Below are 18,065 nucleotides of genomic sequence, written 5' to 3' on the forward strand. Positions count from 1 at the left end.
ATGGACACGACGACCCCCGACGCCGCGCTGCTGCAGCGCATCGCCGCCCTCGAAACCGACCTCGCGCAACTGCGGCGCCGCGTCACGGTGGCAGAGGACATCGAGCTGATCGGCAAGCTCACGCGTGCCTACGGCTACTACCTCGACAAGGCGCTGTGGGACGAACTTCTGCCGCTGTTCACCGACGACTGCGAGGTGGAGATTTCCGCGCTCGGCGTCTACGTGGGCCGGGCGCAGCTGGAGCGGCTTTTCAAGCAGTTCCTTGGCCGCGGTCCCGCGAAGAGCGGCCCGAATGGCCTAGTCTGGGGGCAGCTGTACAACCACATGATGGTGCAGGGCATCGTGCACGTCGACGACAACGGGCGGCATGCACAAGGGCGGTGGCGGTCGTTCATGCAACTGGCCGAGTTCGGCAAGTACGGCCGGTGGGGCGAGGGCGTCGAGACCTTCGCGTACGAGAAGAACGATGCCGGCCAATGGCGCATTTCGCGCATGCACTTCTATCGCACCTTCCACACGCCCTACGAGGAAAGCTGGGCCACGGCAACGTCGCCGCGCGGGGGGATGCTGCAGGACTGCCCGCCCGATCGTCCGCCCACGGAGTCCTACGATCCCTGGCCCGGCGTGTACATCCCGCCGTTCCACTACCCGAACCCGATCACGGGACGCGGTTGGACGCCGGTGCCGCCTGCCCGCGAAGAGGAAAGGAACGCGACGTCTTGAAGGAGCGCGCACCCGTGTCGGCGCAAGACCACATGGCTGTGCGCCGTGTGTCCTCACGCGCGGGGCGCGCAAGCCCTTAACCTGGGGCTGATGACAGGAACGACGACGACAAACCCGGCGCATGCGTTGGCTTCCCACCCATCGCCCACGCCCCACCGCTGGCATTTCATCCGCGCCGGCGGCACCGACCAGGTCATCTTCCGCACCGGCGAAGACATCGCCCGCATCGGCGAGCTGGACCAGAAGCTCTGGGTGGCGCTGGCGTGCCCGACGCGTGGCATCGACTTCGACACGCGCACGCTCGACCTGATCGACACCGACCGCGATGCACGCGTGCGCCCGCCCGAGGTGGTGGCGGCGTGCGAATGGGTCTGCGCGCGCCTGCGCAATCCCGACGTGCTGCTGCAAGGCAGCGACGTGCTGTCGCTTGGCGACCTCGACGACCGCAACCCCGCAGGTGCGCGCCTGCGCGAGGAAGCGCAGCGGCTGCTGCACCTCCAGGGCCGGCCCGACTCGGACACACTCACGCTCGACGACATCGCCAATCGCGGCGAGCTGCTCGCGGCCATGCGCTTCAACGGCGATGGCATCGTCACGCCCGAGACGGCGCAGGACGAGGCGGTGCGCGCCACCCTCGCCGAGATCATCCGCACCCATGGCAGCGTGCCCGACCGCCACAAGCAGACGCCCGGCGTGGACCGCGCGCGCGTGGAAGCGTTCTTTGCCGAAGTGCAGCTTGCGCGCGACTGGCATGCCCAGGCCGACGCCGGCAACGCCGAGCTGATGCCGCTCGGCGAAGCGACGCTCGCGGCGGCGGATGCGACCGCCAAGGTGCAGGCCAAGCTCGACGATTTCTTCGCGCGCTGCCGTGTGGCGGCGTTCGACGCGCAAGCCGAAGCGGCGCTCAATCCATCGGCCAAAGCCTACGACGCGCTCGGCGCCGGTCGCCTCGACCTGCATGCCGAGCCCATTGCCGAACTGCCGCTCGCGCCGGTAACGCGCCATTGCGTGCTGCCGCTGCAGGGCACCAGCCTCAACCCGGCCTGGGCCGATGCCATTGCATCGTTCGCCAACCGCGCAGTCACGCCGCTCCTGGGTGCGCGCAGCGAGCTGGCCGAGGCCGATTGGCATGCCATCCGCCAAAAGCTTGCGCCGCTGCAGACGCTGATGGCGAAGCGGCCCGACAACTGGGCCGCGGCGCTGCCACTCGCACGGCTCGAGGCACTGCTGCAGACCCGCGACGCCGTGCTCGCGCTGATCCGTGAAGATGAGGAGGCCGAGACGCACAACGCCTTGCTGGTCGACCTGGAGAAGCTCATCCGCCTGCAGCGCGACCTCGTGGTGCTGCTCGAGAACTTCGTCTCGTTCAAGGCCTTCTACCACCGCGAAGGCGCGATCTTCCAGGCCGGCACGCTCTACCTCGACGGACGCAGCTGCGAGCTCACCGTGCAGGTCGACGACACGGCGAAGCACGCCGTGCTCGCCGGCCTGGCGAAGACCTGCCTGGCCTACTGCAACTGCACGCGCCAGGGCGCGAAGATGAGCATCGTCGCGGCCTTCACCGCCGGTGACGTGGACTTTCTCTTCGTGGGGCGCAACGGCGTCTTCTACGACCGCCAGGGCCGCGACTGGGACGCCACAATCACCAAGCTGATCGAGAACCCGACCAGCGTGGCACAGGCGTTCTTTTCGCCCTACAAGAAGTTCGTGCGCGTGATCGAGGAGCAGGTGGCCAAGCGCGCGGCCGCGCAGGAGGCTGTGGGCCAGGGCTCGCTCACGGGCTTTGCCACCCGCCTCACCACCGCCGACCAGGCCGGCGCCGCGGCCAAGGCAGGCCAGACCGCGCCAGCGCGCCCCGGCGGGCGCGTCGATGTCGGCACTGTTGCGGCCATCGGGGTGGCACTGGGCAGCATCAGCGCGGTGCTGGTGGGCATCTTCGGCAAGTTCATCGACCTGGGCCAGTGGATACCGATCGGGCTGCTGGGCATCGTGCTCGCGATCTCGGGGCCGAGCATGCTCATCGCGTGGCTCAAGCTGCGCCAGCGCAGCCTGGGCCCGATCCTCGACGCGAGCGGCTGGGCCATCAACGGGCGAATGAAAGTCAATGTGCGGCTCGGCGGCATGCTGTCGCAGACGGCGCGGGTGCCGCCGAACGGCCGCCGCGTCGCGCGCGATCCGTACCGCGAGCGGCATGGCGTCACGGGGCTGGTCGCCGCGGCCGTGCTGGTGCTTTCGCTGGCGGTGCTCGCCTGGCGCATGGACTGGCTCGACGACCGGCTGCCGGCGGGGTTGCGGCATTCGCCGCAGGCGCCGGCCGTGGCGTCGCAGGGCGGTTGAAGGGCGAGGGGGCTCGCTTCAGCCCGGCGCCGCGCCGGTGCTCGCACGGGTGACCAGTGTTACCGGCAGGGGGGCTGCAGCGGGGGCGGGAATGCCTTGCAGCTGCGCGAGCAGGTAGCGGCCCGATCGTTCGCCGATCTCGCGGATCGGCAGCCGCACGGTGGTCAGCGGCGGATGCACGAAGGGCGCGAAGTCGTTGTCGTTGAAGCTCGCGATCGACAGCCGGCGCGGCACCTCGATGCCGGCCTGGTCGAGCGCGGCGAGCGCACCGGCGGCCAGGTAGTCGCTGCCGCAGACGATGGCGGTCACGGGCGGTTGGCGCCGGGCGATGGCGTTCATGGCATCGAAGCCTTCCTGGAAGCCGTGTTCCGTCTCGGCGAGTGCGTCCTCGCACAAGGTCAAGCCGCGCTTGGAGATCGCAAGGCCCAGGTCGCGCAGCCGCCGCCGCGCGCGCTCGCTGTCGGCAGTGCGCCCGCCGATGTAGCCGAGGCGGCGGTGGCCGAGCGCCGCCAGGTGGTCGACCACCAGCGACGCCGCGGCGTACTCGTCAAAGCCCACGCTGTGGCCCGTGTCGTCCGGCGGCGCCCACATGGTGACGAACGGCGTGCGGTGTGCGGCGAGCATGGCAAGCACTTGCGGCGGCTGTTCGGCGCCGAGCAGGGCCACGGCGTCGACGCCGCGCTCGAGCAGGGCGCGCAGGATGCTCGTCTCGTACGCAGGGCGGGGGTCCGGCGCGGACAACAGCAAGGTATAGCCCTCGGCCGCCAGCGTGGCCTCGAGCGCCTGCACCAGCGCCGGAAACGACGAGCTCCCGAAGCGCGGCACGATGGCGCCGACCGTCATGGTGCGGCGCATCGCGAGCGCGCGGGCGGCGCCATTGGCCACGTAGCCGAGCCGTTCGACCGCCTCGGTCACGCGCAGCCGCGTGGCCTCGCTGATCATGTCCGGCCGGCTCAGCGTGCGTGAGACGGTGCCGGTGGAGACGCCAGCGAGCCTGGCCACATCGGCCAGCGAGGCCGCACGTGCGCCGGCGGGTGGCGGCGTGGGGCCGCTGGGCGAAGGCGAGAGGCGGCGAGTGGGCGGGGTCATGGTTGCGGCAGGTCGAGCGAACGATCTTAACGGCGCTGCAACCGCATGCATCCGGTTGGTACTAACCCGATAGCTTGCATTTGTGAATTCGACCTATGCTTTGTGCAAGCGCTTGCATAAGCGCCGTCCACCCCACTGGAGACATGCCATGAAGCTGATTGCGCGCTATTGCCGCTCCCTGTTCGTTCCTGCCGCCGCGGCGTTGATGCTGATGGCTGCACCTGCCGCCGTGGCCCAGCCGGCAACCTGGCCGGTGGCCGGAAAGCCGATCCGTATCGTGGTGCCTTTTCCTGCGGGTTCCGGCTCGGATGCGACCGCGCGCGTCATCGCCAAGCTCATGACCGACGAACTCGGCGGCGCCAGCGTCATCGTCGACAACAAGCCGGGCGCGGGCACGTTCATCGGTGCACAGGAAGTGGCGCGCGCGCCGGCCGACGGCCACACGCTGCTCTACACCATCGTCATCACGCACACGCAGAACCCGCACCTCTACAAGAAGCTGCCCTACGACCCGGTGAAGGACTTCACGCCGCTCGCGCAGATGGTCAAGTCGGCCACGGTGCTGATCGCCCCGCCCGATGCGCCCTTCAACAACGTGCAGGAACTGGTCGCCTACGCCAGGGCCAACCCGGGCAAGCTCAACTACGCTTCGTTCTCGCAGGGCTCGACCTCGCACCTGAATGGCGAGCTGCTGCAGATGCGCAGCGGCACCAAGATGACCCACGTGCCCTACAAGGGAACGGCCGATGCCTCGCGCGCACTCGTGGCAGGCGAGGTGCAGCTGTACTTCGACGGCACGGCCACGGCGGTGCAGCTGATCAAGGCGGGCAAGGCCAAGGGGCTCGGCACGGCGACACCCATGCGCGTGCCGGTGCTGCCCGAGATGCCGACCATCGCCGAACAAGGCGTGGCGGGCCTCGACATCGTGGGCTGGCAGGGCATCTTCGGCCCGGGCGGCATGGACCCGGCCGTGGCCCGGAAGCTCGGCGACGTGCTCGCGAAGATCGCGCGCTCGCCGGAGATGCTCAAGCTGATCGAGACGCAGGGCAATGAGCCCTCCGGCGCGTCGGGCCCGGCCTTCGCGGCCATCGTGAAGAACGACAGCGAGCGCTGGGGCGAGGTCATCAAGGCCGCCGGCATCAAACTGGATTGAAGAGAAGGAAGCGAGACATGTTCGACACCCTCATTCGCGGCGGCACCGTCGTCGACGGCAGCGGCCAGCCCCGATTCACGGGCGATATCGGCATCACCGATGGCCGCATCGCCGAAGTCGGCGGCAAGCTCGGCGCGGGCCGGCGCGAGATCGATGCGCAAGGCGCCATCGTCACCCCGGGCTGGGTCGACGTGCACACGCACTACGACGGTCAGGTGACCTGGGACCCGTACCTCAGCCCCTCGACCGACCACGGCGTGACCAGCGTCGTCATGGGCAACTGCGGCGTCGGCTTCGCGCCGGTGCATGCCGACAAGCGCGACTGGCTCATCAGCGTGATGGAGGGCGTGGAGGACATTCCCGGCACCGTGCTCGCCGAAGGCATCGACTGGCAGTGGGAGAGTTTTCCGGAATACCTGGATGCGCTGGAGCGCATGCCGCGCGCGCTCGACGTGGGGGCGCAGATCCCGCATTCGGCACTGCGCACCTACGTGATGGGCGAGCGCGGCATCACGCACGACGAGGCCACGCCGGCCGACATCCAGGCCATGGTGCAGTTGGTGCGCGAAGGCATGCGCGCCGGCGCGCTCGGCTTCTCGACCAGCCGCACCATCATCCACAAGTACCAGGGCCGCAAGTACCCGCCGGGTACCTTCGCGTCGCCCGACGAGATCCTCGGCATCGGGCGGGTGCTGGGCGAGGTCGGGCACGGCGTGTTCCAGATGACGTCGAACCACTACCAGATGGAGGCCGAGCTGCCGTGGATGGCGCAGCTCGCGCGCGACAACAACCTGCCCGTGGCCTTTGCGCTGGTGCAGACCGACCAGACGCCCGACACGTGGAAGCGGCTGCTCGCGGCACTCGACGAAACGCACCAGGACAACGTGCCGCTCTACGGCGCCGTGGCGGGCCGGCCGGCCGGCATCCTGATGGCCTGGCTCGGCTCGACGCACCCGTTCATGACGCACCCGCTGTGGCAGCAGATCGCGCCGCTGCCATGGCCCGAGAAGCTGGCGCGGCTGCGCGATCCGCAGGTGCGCGCGCAGCTCACCGACATGGCGGCGCTCATGGGTTCGGCGCAGTACGACACCCGCACCGCCTACCTGACGCAGAGCTTCCACAAGATGTATGCGCTGGGGGCAGAGCCCGACTACGAGCCGCCGCAGGAAAACAGCATCGCCGCCATCGCCGAGCGCGACGGCCGCACGCCGCTCGAGGTGGCCTACGACATGCTGATGGACCTCGATGGCAAGGGCATTGTCTACTTTCCGAGCTTCAACTACGCCTACAACGACCTGCGCCAGCTGCACGAGGAGCTGCAGCATCCGCGCACGATGATGAGCCTTGCCGATGGCGGGGCGCACTGCGGCTACATCTGCGACGTGAGCATGCCGACCTACATGCTCACGCACTGGGCGCGCGACCGCCGCCGCGGTCCCACGCTGCCGCTCGAGCTGATGGTGCAGCGCCAGACCCGCGACACGGCGCGCATCTACGGCCTCGAAGACCGCGGGCTGCTGCAGCCTGGCTACCTGGCCGACGTCAACATCATCGATTTCGAGCGGCTGCGCATCCCGCCGCCCTACGTGGCTTTCGACCTGCCGGCCGGCGGCCGGCGCCTGGTGCAGACCGCCGAGGGCTACCGGGCGACGCTCAAGGCCGGCGAGACGATCATGGAAGACGGCAAGCCCACCGGGGCATTGCCCGGCAGGCTGATGCGCGGGCCGCAGCGCCGCGCCGGCTAGATTGCCGACCGGCTAGACGCGGATCACCCGCCCCGGGTTCAGGATGTTCTTCGGGTCGAGCCCGCGCTTGATCGCCCGCATCATCTCGAGCGCCACCGGCGACTTGTGCTTCTCGAGCTTTTCGACCTTGAGCGAGCCCACGCCGTGCTCGGCCGAGAACGAGCCGCCGAATTGCTCGACGGCGTCGTACACCAGCGTGTTGATGCGCGCTTCCTCGTCCTGGAGGAAGGCGCGGGTGTCGATGTTCTCGGGCGCCTGCACGTTGTAGTGCAGGTTGCCGTCGCCGAGGTGGCCGAAGTTGACGAGGCGCACGCCCGCGATCTCGCGCGCGAGCAGCGCGTCGGTCTCGGCCACGAAGGCCGGAATGCGCGACACCGGGATCGAGATGTCGTGCTTGATGTTCAGGCCTTCCTCGGCCTGCGCGAGCGGGATGCTCTCACGGATGTGCCAGAGCTGGTGCGCCTGCGTGAGGTTCTCGGCCACCACCGCATCGGTCACGCAGCCGTCCTCGAAGGCGGTTTCGAGCAGCGCCTCGAAGCGCGCGCGCGCATGGTCTTCGGATTCGTTGTCGGAGTTCTCGAGCAGAACGCAGTACGGCACCGCTTCGTCGTCGATGAAGGGCACGCGCAATTGCGGCATGTGCTTGTCGACCAGGCTCAGCGCAAAGCGGCCCATGACCTCGAAGCCCGTGAGGCCCGCGCCCAGGTGCTTGTGCGCGAGGCCCAGCAGCGTGACCGCATGGTCGAGCGAAGGCACCGCGGCCCAGGCCGTGAGCTGTGCGGCGGGGAGCGGATAGAGCTTCATGGTCGCGGCGGTGATGATGCCCAGCGTGCCTTCGCTGCCGATCACCAGGTCGCGCAGGTCGTAGCCGGTGTTGTCCTTGCGCAGGCCGCTGGTGCCGTGCCAGATCTCGCCCTGCGCGGTGACCACCTCGAGGCCGAGGCAGAGCTCGCGCGTGTTGCCGTAGCGCACCACCTGCGTGCCGCCCGCGTTGGTGGCGAGGTTGCCGCCGATGGTGCAGCTGCCCTCGGCCGCCAGGCTCAGCGGGAACAGGAAGCCTTCTTTCTCGGCGGCCTCCTGCAGCGTCTGCAGGATGCAACCGGCTTCCACGGTCATCGTGAGGTTGGCCGCATCGATCGTGCGGATGGCGTTGAGCCGCTGCAGGCTCAGAACCACCTGGGTGCCGCTCTCGTCGGGGATCGAACCCACGGCCAGCCCGGTGTTGCCGCCCTGCGGCACGATCGCGGTGCCGGCCGCGGCGCAGGCCTTGACCACCTCGGCCACCTGCGCGGCATCGGCCGGCCGCACCACGGCCAGCGACTTGCCGCGCGCGCGCTTGCGCCAGTCCTGCTCATAGGCGGCGAGGTCGCCCTCGTGGAGCACATGGGCCGCGCCGACGATGGCGCGCAGACGGTCGAGCAGTGCGGTGTCGGAAGGAGAAGAGAAAGAAGTCATGGTGCGGAAGCTTCCAGGGGGCGGGCCGCCGCGGCGGCCTTGGCATGCCGAAGGCGCAGGCGCACGTGCAGCGCGCAGGCGGTGAAGAGCATGAGGCACAGCAGCACCTCGACCAGCGCGAGCACCTGCCCGACGCCATTGGTGTCGCTCCAGGCGCGCACCACGCCCTCGGTGAAATAGAGCCAGATCATCAGGCTGACCCAGCGGTAGGTGTACATGCGGTTCTTCCACAGGCCCGCGAGCGGGATCACCAGCGGCAGCACCTTCAGCGCCAGCAGCGAACCGCCGGGCCGCAGCGGCGCGAGCCACAGCTCCCAGGCCAGGCCCAGCACGATCAGGCCGACGACGCTGCCGACGGCGAGCCAGCGCGTGGCGGCAACCGAGGGCGCGGGATGATGTTGCGGCGGAGGGGATTTCATGGACGGGAGGGCACCGCGGGATCGGCTTCGGGAAGGAGCGAAAAGGAGCGAAAAAGGCTCGGTTCTTATGATACCGGCCATGAACCGTCGCCAGCTCTGGAGGGATCTTTCGCGCTTTCCGTGGCGCAACACCGCCGCGGTGCTCGGCGAGCGCTTTCGCGAAGACCGGCTCGGCCTCACCGCGAGCAGCCTCACCTTCACCACCACCATCGCGATGGTGCCCTTCTTCACGGTGGCGCTGGCGCTGTTCACCGTGTTCCCGATGTTCGCCGAACTGCAGGGTCGGCTGCAGCGCTGGTTCGTCCAGAGCCTGATTCCCGAGGACATCGCGCGTCAGGTTCTGGGCTACCTGAACCAGTTCGCGAGCAAGGCCAGCGGGCTGGGCATCGCGGGCCTGGCGGTGCTGCTGATCACTGCGATCGCGTTGATCCTCACGATCGACCGCACGCTCAACAACATCTGGCGCGTGCGCTCGCCGCGGCCGTTCGCGCAGCGCGTGCTGATCTACTGGGCCGCCATCACGCTCGGCCCGCTGATCCTGGCCGTGAGCCTCTCGACCACGTCGTACGTGTTCGCCGTTTCGCGGGACGTGGTGGGCGGTGGCGTCGTCAAGCTGCTCTTCGACACCTTCGAGTTCGTGCTGCTGGCCGCGGGCATGGCCTCGCTCTACCACTACGTGCCCAACACGCACGTGCGCTGGTCGCACGCCTGGGCCGGCGGCATCTTCGTGGCGGCCGCGATCGAGATCGCCAAGCGCGTGCTCGGCTACTACCTGAGCCTGGTGCCGACCTATTCGGTGCTCTACGGGGCATTTGCCACGGTGCCGATCCTGCTGGTGTGGATCTACGTCGCCTGGGTGATCGTGCTGCTGGGCGCGGTGATCGCGGCCTACCTGCCGAGCCTTTTGACCGGCGTGGCGCGGCGCGGCGGCCGTGCGGGGTGGCCGCTGCAACTCGCGCTCGAGGCGCTGCAGCACCTGGCGCGCGCGCGCGCCATGCCGGCCAAGGGCATGGGCGCGAGCGAGCTCGTGCGGCGGATGCGGGTCGATGCGCTGCAACTGGTGCCGGTGCTCGAGACCCTGGTGGCGCTCGACTGGATCGCGCCGCTCGCCGAGGAGAGCGACACCGACGACCCGCGCTACGTGCTGCTGGCCGATCCGTCGACCCCGCTCGAACCGCTGCTGCGCGAACTGCTGATGCCGCGCGCCGAGCCGCTCGAAGACCTGTGGCAGAAAGGGCCGCTGCGCTCGCTTCGGCTGGGCGACGTGCTGCTGGTCTAGGGCGGCACTGCGCGTGGAGGGCGCTTTGTCCATAATAGCCAGGGCCTTCCCTTCACTTGCCACCCGAAACTGCCTTGAGCGCTCTTCCCGCCGCCGCCGAATCCGCCGCGCCAGCCAGCGGCACGCCCTGGGTCGTCTGCCTGTGCGCCGAGTGGTGCGGCACCTGCCGCGACTACCGGCCGCTGATGGCGCAGGTGGCGCGCGCGCATCCGCAGTTCCGCTTCGCCTGGGTCGACATCGAGGACCATGCCGAACTGGCCGATGCCTTCGACGTCGAGACCTTCCCCACGCTGCTGATCGCAGGCGCCGACGGCACGCGTTTTCTCGGCCCGCTGCTGCCGCATGCCGAAACGCTGTCGCGCATGCTCGGCGCGCTGCAGGCGCCGCAGCCTTCGAGCCTCGACGTCGACCTGTTGCTGGCGGTGCTCGAGAAGCGGCCGGCCGAGTTCGCGGTCTGAGGCCGAGGTCAGTGCGCCGGTGCGCCGACGAAGTCGTGCAGCGCGAACAGCACCGCGTCGGGCGCCTCGCTCATCAGCGCGTGGCCCGCATGCACGGTCACCACCCTGGCCTGCCGCGCCTTGCCCACCAGTGCCTTGGTGGCACGCGGCGGCGTCATCTGGTCGGCGTCGCCGAGCAGGAACAGCACGGGGCACTGCACCTTCTCGATCGCGGCCTCGCCATTGGCGTAGTCGTTGCAGGCCTTGAAGCCCACATGGAACACGTTCGCGTCGCGGTTGCTCGCGAGCACGCGCCGCATCAGTGCACGCGAGCTGCCATGCAGCCAGGTGCCCGGGCCGAGCGAGGAAGGCGGCGGCGCGAGCAGCGAGTGCGAGAAGGTGTTGACCATCGCGATCGCGCGCTGCGGATCGGTCAGCGAGCCGTCGAGCAGCGCGGGCGACACCACCATGGGGTAGGCGGTGCCCACCAGCGCCAGGTGGGTGACACGCTCGGGCGCGCGTGCGGCGGCTTCGAGCGCGATCAGCGAACCGAAGCTGTGGCCGACCAGCGCGGCCTTGGGCACGCCGGCCGCATCGAGCAGCGCGAGCACGAACTGCGCCGCATCTTCCACGCTCGCGGGCGGCGGCCCTTCGCTCTTGCAGTGGCCCGGCAGGTCGAGCGCGAGCACGTTCCAGCCGTGGTTGGCGAACCAGCGGCTCTGCAGGATCCACACGCTGTGGTCGTTGAGCACGCCGTGGATGAAGGCCACGGTGGGCTTGGCGGCATCGAAGGCCTTGCCGCCGGTGTAGCAGTAGGTGCGATGGCCGTTGACGCTGAAGTCCATGTCAGGCCTCCGCCTTTTCTGCCGCCTTGAGCGCGCGCTTCAGGTCGTCGATCAGGTCGATCGGGTCTTCGAGCCCGATCGACAGCCGGATCGTCCCCTGCGAGATGCCGGCGCCCGCGAGCGCTTCGTCGCTCATGCGGAAGTGGGTGGTGCTCGCGGGATGGATCACCAGGCTGCGGCAGTCGCCCACGTTGGCCAGGTGGCTGAAGAGCTTGAGCGATTCGATGAAGGCCTTGCCTTGTGCGCGCGAACCCCGGATGTCGAAGCTGAACACCGCGCCGGCTCCGCGCGCGCCGTGGCGCAGCAGCTTCTGCGCGAGCGCGTGGCTCGGGTGCGTCTCGATCAGCGGATGGCCCACGCGTGAGACGAAGGGGTGGCTCGCGAGGAACTCGACCACCTTCTGCGTGTTGTCGATGTGGCGCTCCATGCGCAGCGGCAGGGTCTCGATGCCCTGCAGGATCAGCCATGCCGTGTGCGGGCTCATCGAGGCGCCGAAGTCGCGCAGCCCCTCGCGCCGCGCGCGCAGCAGGAAGGCACCGACGGTGCTTTCCTCGCTGAACACCATGTTGTGGAAGCCGTCGTAGGCCTCGGTCAACTCGGCGAACTTGCCCGAGGCTTCCCAGTCGAAGCTGCCGCCGTCGACCACCACGCCGCCGATCACCGTGCCGTGCCCCGACAGGAACTTGGTGGCCGAGTGGTAGACCAGGTCGGCACCCCAGTCGAAGGGCTTGATCAGGTACGGCGAGGTGAGCGTGGAGTCGACCAGCAGCGGCACGCGGGCGGCATGCGCGATCTCGCTCACCGCGGGAATGTCGAGCACGTCGAGACCCGGGTTGCCCACGGTCTCGCCGAAGAAGAGCTTGGTTTCGGGCCGCACCGCGGCGCGCCAGCCGTCGAAGTCGCCGGGCTTGACGAAGGTGGTCTCGATGCCGAAGCGCCGCATTGTGTAGTGCAGCAGGTTCTGCGACCCGCCGTAGAGCGCGGTGCTTGCGACGATGTGCGAGCCAGCGCCCATCAACGTGGCCACCGAGAGGTGCAGGGCGGCCTGCCCGCTGGCTGTGGCGATCGCCCCGATGCCGCCCTCGAGCGCGGCGACACGCTGCTCGAACACCGCGTTGGTCGGGTTGCTGATGCGCGAGTAGACATGCCCCGCGCGCTCGAGGTTGAAGAGCGCCGCCGCATGGTCGCTCGACTCGAAGACGAAGGAGGTGCTGAGATGGATCGGCACCGCCCGTGCGCCGGTGGCGGGGTCGGGTGCGGCGCCGGCATGCAGCGCCAGGGTGTCGAAGCCGGGGTCGGAATAGCCGGGCATGGAAGCCTTTCTGGGTTCGTTCGCGAGGCCCGCGACGTCTGCAAACATGCGCGCGCGTCATGGGCGTGACGGGGTCGCCGCCGATTGTGGGCTATATTCAAATCGGCACGCCGCCGAGACAGATTTCCGAGAGAGAGGAGCACACGATGAAAGTCAGCGACATCCTTCGCGTCAAGGGCAACACGCTCTTCACCATCACGCCTGACGACCTGCTGGCCGAAGCAGTCAAGACCATGGCGGAAAAGGACATCGGCTCCCTCGTGGTCATGGAACACGGCGACCTGGTCGGCATGCTCACCTTCCGCGAAGTGATCACCGCGATCGTCGCCAACGGCGGCCAGGTCGGCGGTACGCTGGTGCGAAGGGCGATGGACGATGCGCCCGTGACCTGCACGCTCGAGACCGAACTCGACGAGATCCGCCGCATCATGCTCGAGCGCCATGCGCGCTACATGCCCGTGATGGACAAGCGCATGCTGATGGGCGTGATCAGCTTCTACGACGTCGCCAAGGCGGTGGTCGACGCGCAGAACTTCGAGAACAAGATGCTCAAAGCCTACATCCGCGACTGGCCCGAAGAACAGTAGGCCGGCCCGCGGGCCGGCCGGCTGCTCATTCCTTGATGTTGGCCGACTGCACGATCTTCTGGTTGCGCGCGTATTCGGCCTGGACGAACTGGCCGAACTGCTCGGGCGTGCCGCTGCCGGGCAGGGCGCCCTGCTCGGCGAGCTTGCTGCGCACCTGCGGCTCGGCGAGCACCGCGTTCAGTTCCTGGTTCAGGCGCGCCACCACCGCGGGCGGCGTTTTGGCCGGCGCGAAGATCCCGGTCCAGCTCACCATGTCGTAGCCCTGGAGGCCCGGCATCTCGGCGAAGGTCGGCACGTCGGGCAGCGCGGCGAGGCGCTGGCTGCCGGTGATGCCCAGCGCCTGCAGGCGCTTGCCGTTCACATGCGGTATCGCGCTGGTGCTGACGAGCATCGCGAGGTCGACCTGGTTGCCGATCACGTCGGTGGCGATCTGCGCGCCGCCGCGGTAGGGCACATGGGTCACGAAGATGCCGCTCTTCTGCTTGAGAAGTTCCATCGCGAGCTGCAGCACCGTGCCCACGCCCGAGGTGGCGTAGTTGTAGGTGCCCGGCTTCGCCTTGGCGAGCTTCACGAAGTCGGCGTAGCTGCGGGCCTCCAGGCCCGGGCGCGCCACCAGCACCATGGGCGCGGTGTTGAGCATGCCGACCGGCGCCAGGTCCTTGAGCGGATCGAATTTGAACGCCGCGGGATTGACCAGCCGCCCGATCGCTATCGCGCTGTCGGGGCCGACCACGAGCGTGTAGCCGTCGGGTGCCGCATTGACGGCCTTGGCCACGCCGATCGCGCCGCCCGCACCTGCCACGTTCTCGATGACCACCGACTGCTTGAGCCGTTCGGCCAGCCGCGTGGCGACAAGGCGCGCGTTGACGTCCACGCTGCCGCCCGCGGTGAAGGGCACGACCAGCGTGATCGGCCGGGCAGCGGGCCAGGCCGCCTGCGCGAGGGCAGCGGCGGGAAGCACCGAACCCAGTGCGGTGGCGAGAAGAAGGAGGCGGCGGGAGGTGTTCATGGCGTAGCTCGTTGCGGTGGGTCGGAGGGCGGCGTTTCTGCGAGAAGGCGGGCGCGCAGCGCGTCGAAAGCGGCGCTCCACTCGGTGCGCCAGGCGCGGCGCTGGGTGTCGTCGATCCATGCGCCGTCGAGCCCGTTGTGCATGAAGCAGCGCAGGTCGTCCAGGCCGAAGCCGAAGTCGCGCACCATCATGAGCCAGGCCTGTGTGGGCGTGACCTTGTGCAGCGTCGGGTCGTCGGTGTTGGGGTGGATGCGCAAGCCCAGGCCGGGCATCCGGCGGATCGGATGGTCGAGCGCCCAGCGCGCCGGCGGCAGCGTGCGCAGGTAGTAGGAATTGGTCGGCACCACGGTGAAGAGCACGCCGCGCTCGGCGCACTCCCGCGCGAAATCGGGCTGGTCGACCACCGTGTAGCCATGGTCGATGCGGTCGACCTGCAGCAGGTCGAGCGCGGTGCGCACGTTGGTCCACGGCATGCCGAACTCGCCCGCATGCGCCGTGGTCCTGAGCCCCGCGTGCCGAGCCTCGGCGTAGGCGCGCGCAAACAATTCGGGCGGCCGGTCGACCTCGCGGTAGTCGATGCCGATGCCGACCACTTCGTCGCAGCGGTGGGCCTTGAGCCACTCGACCATCTCGACGGCGGCCTCGGGGCTCGCCTCGCGGTCGATCGCAGCGATGAGACGGCCCGTGATGCCGAACGCCTGCTCGGCGTCGTGGATCGCGCGCACGATCGCGTCCTGCGCGTGCGCGTAGGCGATGCCCGATGCGTGCACGGTGCCGGTCGGGTTCCAGGAGAACTCGGCATAGCGCACGTTGTGGGCTGCCGCATCCTCCAGGTACTCGTGCGTGAGCTGGTAGAGATCGCCGGGGCTGCGCACCAGCTGCGCATCGAGCGCGCGCAGCACGCGCAGCACGCCGACGGGCTTTTCGCCGCGTGTGTAGAAGCCTTCGATCTCCTCGTCGGCGAGCGGGGCGCCGGCACGCTGGTTGAGCTGCCTGAAGGTCTGGTGCCGCACGGTGCCGAACAGGTGGCAGTGCAGCTCGACCTTTGGCATCTCGCGCAGCATCGATTCGAGCGTGAGGGGCGGCGCGGCGGGGTCGTTCATGCGGCCAGTCTAGGCAGCGCAGGCCCATAAGCAAAATTTTGAATTTCTATAATTTGATTCATCCAATCGATGGACCAAGGAAAACCCATGGCCGCCTCGCCACTGCGCGCACTCACGCTGCGACAGCTCCAGTTCTTTTCGGTGCTGGTGCAGGAAGGGCATTTCGGCCGCGCGGCGCGCCGGCTCGCGATCACGCAGCCCGCATTGAGCAACGCCATCAAGCAGATGGAGAAGCTGCTCGGCGCCGAACTGCTGACGCGCTCCACGCACCGGCTGGAGCTCACGGCCGTGGGCGCCGAAGTGCTCGCGCGCACCGATTTCCTCGTCAACACGGTCGAGGTCGCATTGCGCGACATCGAAAGCACCGTGCAGCGCGGCCGCGCCTTCGTGCGCGTGGGCGTGATCCCGTCGGCCAGCGCGCGCGTGACGGCCGCGGCCAGCGAGTTTCTCGCGCGCGGCGGCCACGCGCTCGAGATCGCCTGGCGCGATGCGCCCTCGACCACCTTGCTGGCCGAACTGCGCGGCGGCCAGCTCGACATGGCGGTGGCGGCCATCACCGAGCCGCCCGGCGGGCTGGTCTGCGTGGACCTGTTCCGCGATCCGCTGGTGCTGGTGGTGCGCCGCGACCATCCGCTCGCGGCCGCCGCGCGCACGCGCTGGGAGGCGATTGGCGGCGAGCGGCTCGTGATGTTCGAAAGCGGCAGCATGCCGGCGCTCGGCATTCCGGCGCGGGCGCAGTTCGCGCAGGGCGCGGAGCCCTACCGCGTGAGCTATTCCGAAACGCTCTATGCGCTGGTGCGCAGTGGCCATGCGCTGGGCCTGATGCCGCAGCTCTACACCTCGTCGCTGCGCGATCCCGAGCTGGCCGTGGTGCGGCTCACGCAGCCGCGCATCGAACGCCGCGTGGTGCTGGCCTACCTGCCGGGGCCGATGCGCAACGTGGCGGCGCAGGAACTGATCGCCTGGCTGGGCGAGCGGCTGCCCCGTGGCGCCGGCTCGCCGGGTGCGCGCGCGGGCAGCCGGAAACGGCCGCTGTAGCGGAACACGTCGCCGAACCAGCGGTGGCGCAGCACCATCTTCATGCCGAACGCCTCGGGGTCCTGCGGATCGGGCCGCTCCTCGACATAGGCAGTGCCCATCAGGAGGCCGAGCGGCAGCGGCAGATGCAGCCCGCCGATGCGCCAGACGTAGCCGCGGTCGCGGAACACCAGCGCGCCGTCCTCGGCGCTCACCGCCAGGCGCATGCCGATGCCGAAGCGCACGTATTCGATCACCTCGCCGTGCCGGCGCCCGAGCGCCATGTGCGAGCGGAAGTGGAAGGGCGCGCGGCCTTCGAAGCCGAAGACGCGGTCCCAGTACAGCAGGGCGCTGTCGGGCCGGCAGCGGTAGTGCACGTCGATCGGCACGTTGGCGCCGGTGTAGGGCACCAGCGCGCCGAACAATCGGCCGAAGGGCATCAGCAGCACGCGCGCCCATGGCGCATGGTGCACTTCGTCCATGGTGCCGCGCACGCAGACGTGGTCGGCCGAGAACGGTGCCATCGTGTAGTGCCTGCGGACCACCTCGCCGAGGCACTCCCACCGCGCACCGAGCGCCTGCTGGAAAACCGGGCGGCGGTCCGTCATGCCGCCGCCGGGCCGCTGCGCGTGGCCGTGACCATGCAGTAGTCGAAGTCGCGCCAGAACACGCCCAGCGCGAGCGCGCAGTAGCTGGCGACGATGTGCTTGCGGCGCCACGGGCCGAGCCGGCCGCGTGCCTTCCAGAGTTCGACCAGCGCGAAGCGCGTGGCGAGCAGCGGAATGTGCAGCGCGCTCGGCGCCACGCGCCAGCGCAGCGAACGCACCTCGATGTCGTGGAAGCCGTGCGTGCGCAGCGCGGCAACGAAATCGTCGCGCACCGCGAGCGTCGGAACGGCCCAGCTGTCGGCCCACAGGCGGTGGAGCCAGCCGGCCACGCGGCCCGGCCGCGGCCGCAGCAGGAAGCCGTCGACCACGGCGAGCCGGGCGCCGGGCTTGAGCAGGCGCGCCGCCTCGCGCAAGAAATCCGCCTTGGCGGCTCCGCTGGCGTAGCAGGCGCTTTCCACGGCCCAGGCGCCGTCGGCCTGCGCGCCGGGCAGGCCGGTGCGCGTGTAGTCGGCCTCGAGGTGCGCTACCCGGTCGGCCACGCCGGCCGCGGCATCGAGCCGTGCGGCGATGCGGTTCTGCACCGCCACGTTGGTGACCGTGACGGCGCAGAGCGCGGGATGATCGGCCAGCAGCGTGCGCGCGGTGGCGCCGGCGCCGCAGCCCAGGTCGACCACGCAGCGGCGCGGCGCCTGCGCCTCGGCCTCGCCGAGCCCGAGCGCACGGCCGACGACCCGGTTCATTTCCACCAGCATCGCTTCGCGCCGGAACGGGTTCAGGCCGAGCCGCCAGAACCCGAAGTGCATGTTGTAGCTCGGACTCCATGCGCGGTAGTCGTCGGCCACTTCGGTGAAGTAGTCCTGCGTATCGGCCTTCGTGACCGTTGCGGCCCCAGGCGTGGCGGGCAAGTGGAAGTCGGGCTGGAAGATGCTGGGCATCGGGGCTCTCTC

Annotated in this window: 16 protein-coding genes and 1 pseudogene; 8 read left to right on the plus strand and 9 right to left on the minus strand. The window is 69.5% G+C overall.

Annotated elements, in window-relative coordinates; genetic code table 11:
• A complete protein-coding gene (locus tag AC3A6R_RS00925) occupies positions 1–723 on the plus strand; it encodes a nuclear transport factor 2 family protein (protein ID WP_487863495.1) in 723 nt (240 codons plus the stop codon).
• A 90-nt stretch (positions 724–813) separates the two neighbouring features.
• Positions 814–3,060, plus strand: a complete 2,247-nt coding sequence (locus AC3A6R_RS00930) for a hypothetical protein (RefSeq protein WP_487863496.1) — start codon at positions 814–816, stop codon at positions 3,058–3,060.
• Positions 3,061–3,078: 18 nt separating this feature from the next.
• Here the strand turns inward: AC3A6R_RS00930 and AC3A6R_RS00935 are convergent, their stop codons facing one another.
• On the minus strand, positions 3,079–4,149 hold the full coding sequence (locus AC3A6R_RS00935) for a LacI family DNA-binding transcriptional regulator (protein ID WP_487859851.1): 1,071 nt from the start codon (positions 4,147–4,149) through the stop codon (positions 3,079–3,081).
• Between the two features lie 148 nt (positions 4,150–4,297).
• On the opposite strand from AC3A6R_RS00935, the gene AC3A6R_RS00940 reads away from it, so the two are divergent.
• On the plus strand, positions 4,298–5,302 hold the full coding sequence (locus AC3A6R_RS00940; protein ID WP_487859852.1) for a Bug family tripartite tricarboxylate transporter substrate binding protein: 1,005 nt from the start codon (positions 4,298–4,300) through the stop codon (positions 5,300–5,302).
• Between the two features lie 17 nt (positions 5,303–5,319).
• Entirely contained in the window at positions 5,320–7,047 is a 1,728-nt protein-coding gene (locus AC3A6R_RS00945) for an N-acyl-D-amino-acid deacylase family protein (RefSeq protein WP_487859853.1), read from the plus strand.
• Between the two features lie 12 nt (positions 7,048–7,059).
• On the opposite strand, the gene AC3A6R_RS00950 is transcribed toward AC3A6R_RS00945, so the two are convergent.
• Both AC3A6R_RS00950 and AC3A6R_RS00955 read right to left on the minus strand, forming a co-directional pair.
• The gene (locus tag AC3A6R_RS00950) at positions 7,060–8,502 is read right to left on the minus strand and encodes an FAD-binding oxidoreductase (RefSeq protein ID WP_487859854.1); all 1,443 of its coding nucleotides are present in this window, start codon (positions 8,500–8,502) and stop codon (positions 7,060–7,062) included.
• Positions 8,499–8,921: a DUF2069 domain-containing protein gene (locus AC3A6R_RS00955; protein ID WP_487859855.1), complete on the minus strand. Its 423-nt coding sequence runs from the start codon at positions 8,919–8,921 to the stop codon at positions 8,499–8,501. Before AC3A6R_RS00955 ends, AC3A6R_RS00950 begins: the two co-directional genes overlap by 4 nt.
• A gap of 67 nt (positions 8,922–8,988) precedes the next feature.
• On the opposite strand from AC3A6R_RS00955, the gene AC3A6R_RS00960 reads away from it, so the two are divergent.
• Both AC3A6R_RS00960 and AC3A6R_RS00965 read left to right on the plus strand, forming a co-directional pair.
• Complete coding sequence (locus tag AC3A6R_RS00960) at positions 8,989–10,200, plus strand: YihY family inner membrane protein (protein ID WP_487859856.1); 1,212 nt, start codon at positions 8,989–8,991, stop codon at positions 10,198–10,200.
• 74 nt (positions 10,201–10,274) lie between these two features.
• Positions 10,275–10,658 carry a thioredoxin family protein gene (locus tag AC3A6R_RS00965; protein ID WP_487859857.1) on the plus strand — a complete coding sequence of 128 codons (384 nt, stop codon included), beginning with the start codon at positions 10,275–10,277 and terminating at the stop codon, positions 10,656–10,658.
• Positions 10,659–10,666: 8 nt separating this feature from the next.
• On the opposite strand, the gene AC3A6R_RS00970 is transcribed toward AC3A6R_RS00965, so the two are convergent.
• The gene (locus tag AC3A6R_RS00970) at positions 10,667–11,482 is read right to left on the minus strand and encodes an alpha/beta fold hydrolase (RefSeq protein WP_487859858.1); all 816 of its coding nucleotides are present in this window, start codon (positions 11,480–11,482) and stop codon (positions 10,667–10,669) included.
• A 1-nt stretch (position 11,483) separates the two neighbouring features.
• Positions 11,484–12,794 (minus strand): O-acetylhomoserine aminocarboxypropyltransferase, encoded by a 1,311-nt coding sequence (locus tag AC3A6R_RS00975; protein WP_487863497.1) that lies wholly within the window; start codon positions 12,792–12,794, stop codon positions 11,484–11,486.
• A gap of 146 nt (positions 12,795–12,940) precedes the next feature.
• On the opposite strand from AC3A6R_RS00975, the gene AC3A6R_RS00980 reads away from it, so the two are divergent.
• Positions 12,941–13,381 (plus strand): CBS domain-containing protein, encoded by a 441-nt coding sequence (locus tag AC3A6R_RS00980; RefSeq protein ID WP_487859860.1) that lies wholly within the window; start codon positions 12,941–12,943, stop codon positions 13,379–13,381.
• 25 nt (positions 13,382–13,406) lie between these two features.
• Here the strand turns inward: AC3A6R_RS00980 and AC3A6R_RS00985 are convergent, their stop codons facing one another.
• Together AC3A6R_RS00985 and add are read right to left on the minus strand one after the other, a co-directional pair.
• Positions 13,407–14,390, minus strand: coding sequence for a Bug family tripartite tricarboxylate transporter substrate binding protein (locus tag AC3A6R_RS00985; protein WP_487863498.1), 984 nt, complete (start codon positions 14,388–14,390; stop codon positions 13,407–13,409).
• Positions 14,387–15,493 (minus strand): adenosine deaminase, encoded by a 1,107-nt coding sequence (add, locus tag AC3A6R_RS00990; protein ID WP_487863499.1) that lies wholly within the window; start codon positions 15,491–15,493, stop codon positions 14,387–14,389. Before add ends, AC3A6R_RS00985 begins: the two co-directional genes overlap by 4 nt.
• A gap of 87 nt (positions 15,494–15,580) precedes the next feature.
• Here add and AC3A6R_RS00995 point away from each other — a divergent pair, with 87 nt between their 5' ends.
• On the plus strand, positions 15,581–16,531 hold the full coding sequence (locus AC3A6R_RS00995) for a LysR family transcriptional regulator (RefSeq protein ID WP_487859863.1): 951 nt from the start codon (positions 15,581–15,583) through the stop codon (positions 16,529–16,531).
• Between the two features lie 44 nt (positions 16,532–16,575).
• On the opposite strand, the pseudogene AC3A6R_RS01000 reads toward AC3A6R_RS00995, so the two are convergent.
• Together AC3A6R_RS01000 and AC3A6R_RS01005 are read right to left on the minus strand one after the other, a co-directional pair.
• Positions 16,576–17,118, minus strand: a pseudogene (locus tag AC3A6R_RS01000) (DUF4166 domain-containing protein); the annotation flags it as partial.
• A complete protein-coding gene (locus AC3A6R_RS01005; protein ID WP_487863500.1) occupies positions 17,115–18,053 on the minus strand; it encodes an SAM-dependent methyltransferase in 939 nt (312 codons plus the stop codon). The gene AC3A6R_RS01005 and the pseudogene AC3A6R_RS01000, both read right to left, overlap by 4 nt.
• Between the last annotated feature and the right edge of the window lie 12 nt (positions 18,054–18,065).

Source organism: Variovorax sp. Soil_C_19 (assembly GCF_057657255.1).

Bases quoted from the DNA above. Each gene is read 5' to 3' on its own strand.
- AC3A6R_RS00925 (WP_487863495.1), top strand. From the start codon at position 1: ATGGACACGACGACCCCCGACGCCGCGCTGCTGCAGCGCATCGCCGCC.
- AC3A6R_RS00930 (WP_487863496.1), top strand. From the start codon at position 814: ATGACAGGAACGACGACGACAAACCCGGCGCATGCGTTGGCTTCCCAC.
- AC3A6R_RS00935 (WP_487859851.1), bottom strand. From the start codon at position 4,149: ATGACCCCGCCCACTCGCCGCCTCTCGCCTTCGCCCAGCGGCCCCACG.
- AC3A6R_RS00940 (WP_487859852.1), top strand. From the start codon at position 4,298: ATGAAGCTGATTGCGCGCTATTGCCGCTCCCTGTTCGTTCCTGCCGCC.
- AC3A6R_RS00945 (WP_487859853.1), top strand. From the start codon at position 5,320: ATGTTCGACACCCTCATTCGCGGCGGCACCGTCGTCGACGGCAGCGGC.
- AC3A6R_RS00950 (WP_487859854.1), bottom strand. From the start codon at position 8,502: ATGACTTCTTTCTCTTCTCCTTCCGACACCGCACTGCTCGACCGTCTG.
- AC3A6R_RS00955 (WP_487859855.1), bottom strand. From the start codon at position 8,921: ATGAAATCCCCTCCGCCGCAACATCATCCCGCGCCCTCGGTTGCCGCC.
- AC3A6R_RS00960 (WP_487859856.1), top strand. From the start codon at position 8,989: ATGATACCGGCCATGAACCGTCGCCAGCTCTGGAGGGATCTTTCGCGC.
- AC3A6R_RS00970 (WP_487859858.1), bottom strand. From the start codon at position 11,482: ATGGACTTCAGCGTCAACGGCCATCGCACCTACTGCTACACCGGCGGC.
- AC3A6R_RS00975 (WP_487863497.1), bottom strand. From the start codon at position 12,794: ATGCCCGGCTATTCCGACCCCGGCTTCGACACCCTGGCGCTGCATGCC.
- AC3A6R_RS00980 (WP_487859860.1), top strand. From the start codon at position 12,941: ATGAAAGTCAGCGACATCCTTCGCGTCAAGGGCAACACGCTCTTCACC.
- AC3A6R_RS00985 (WP_487863498.1), bottom strand. From the start codon at position 14,390: ATGAACACCTCCCGCCGCCTCCTTCTTCTCGCCACCGCACTGGGTTCG.
- add (WP_487863499.1), bottom strand. From the start codon at position 15,493: ATGAACGACCCCGCCGCGCCGCCCCTCACGCTCGAATCGATGCTGCGC.
- AC3A6R_RS00995 (WP_487859863.1), top strand. From the start codon at position 15,581: ATGGCCGCCTCGCCACTGCGCGCACTCACGCTGCGACAGCTCCAGTTC.
- AC3A6R_RS01005 (WP_487863500.1), bottom strand. From the start codon at position 18,053: ATGCCCAGCATCTTCCAGCCCGACTTCCACTTGCCCGCCACGCCTGGG.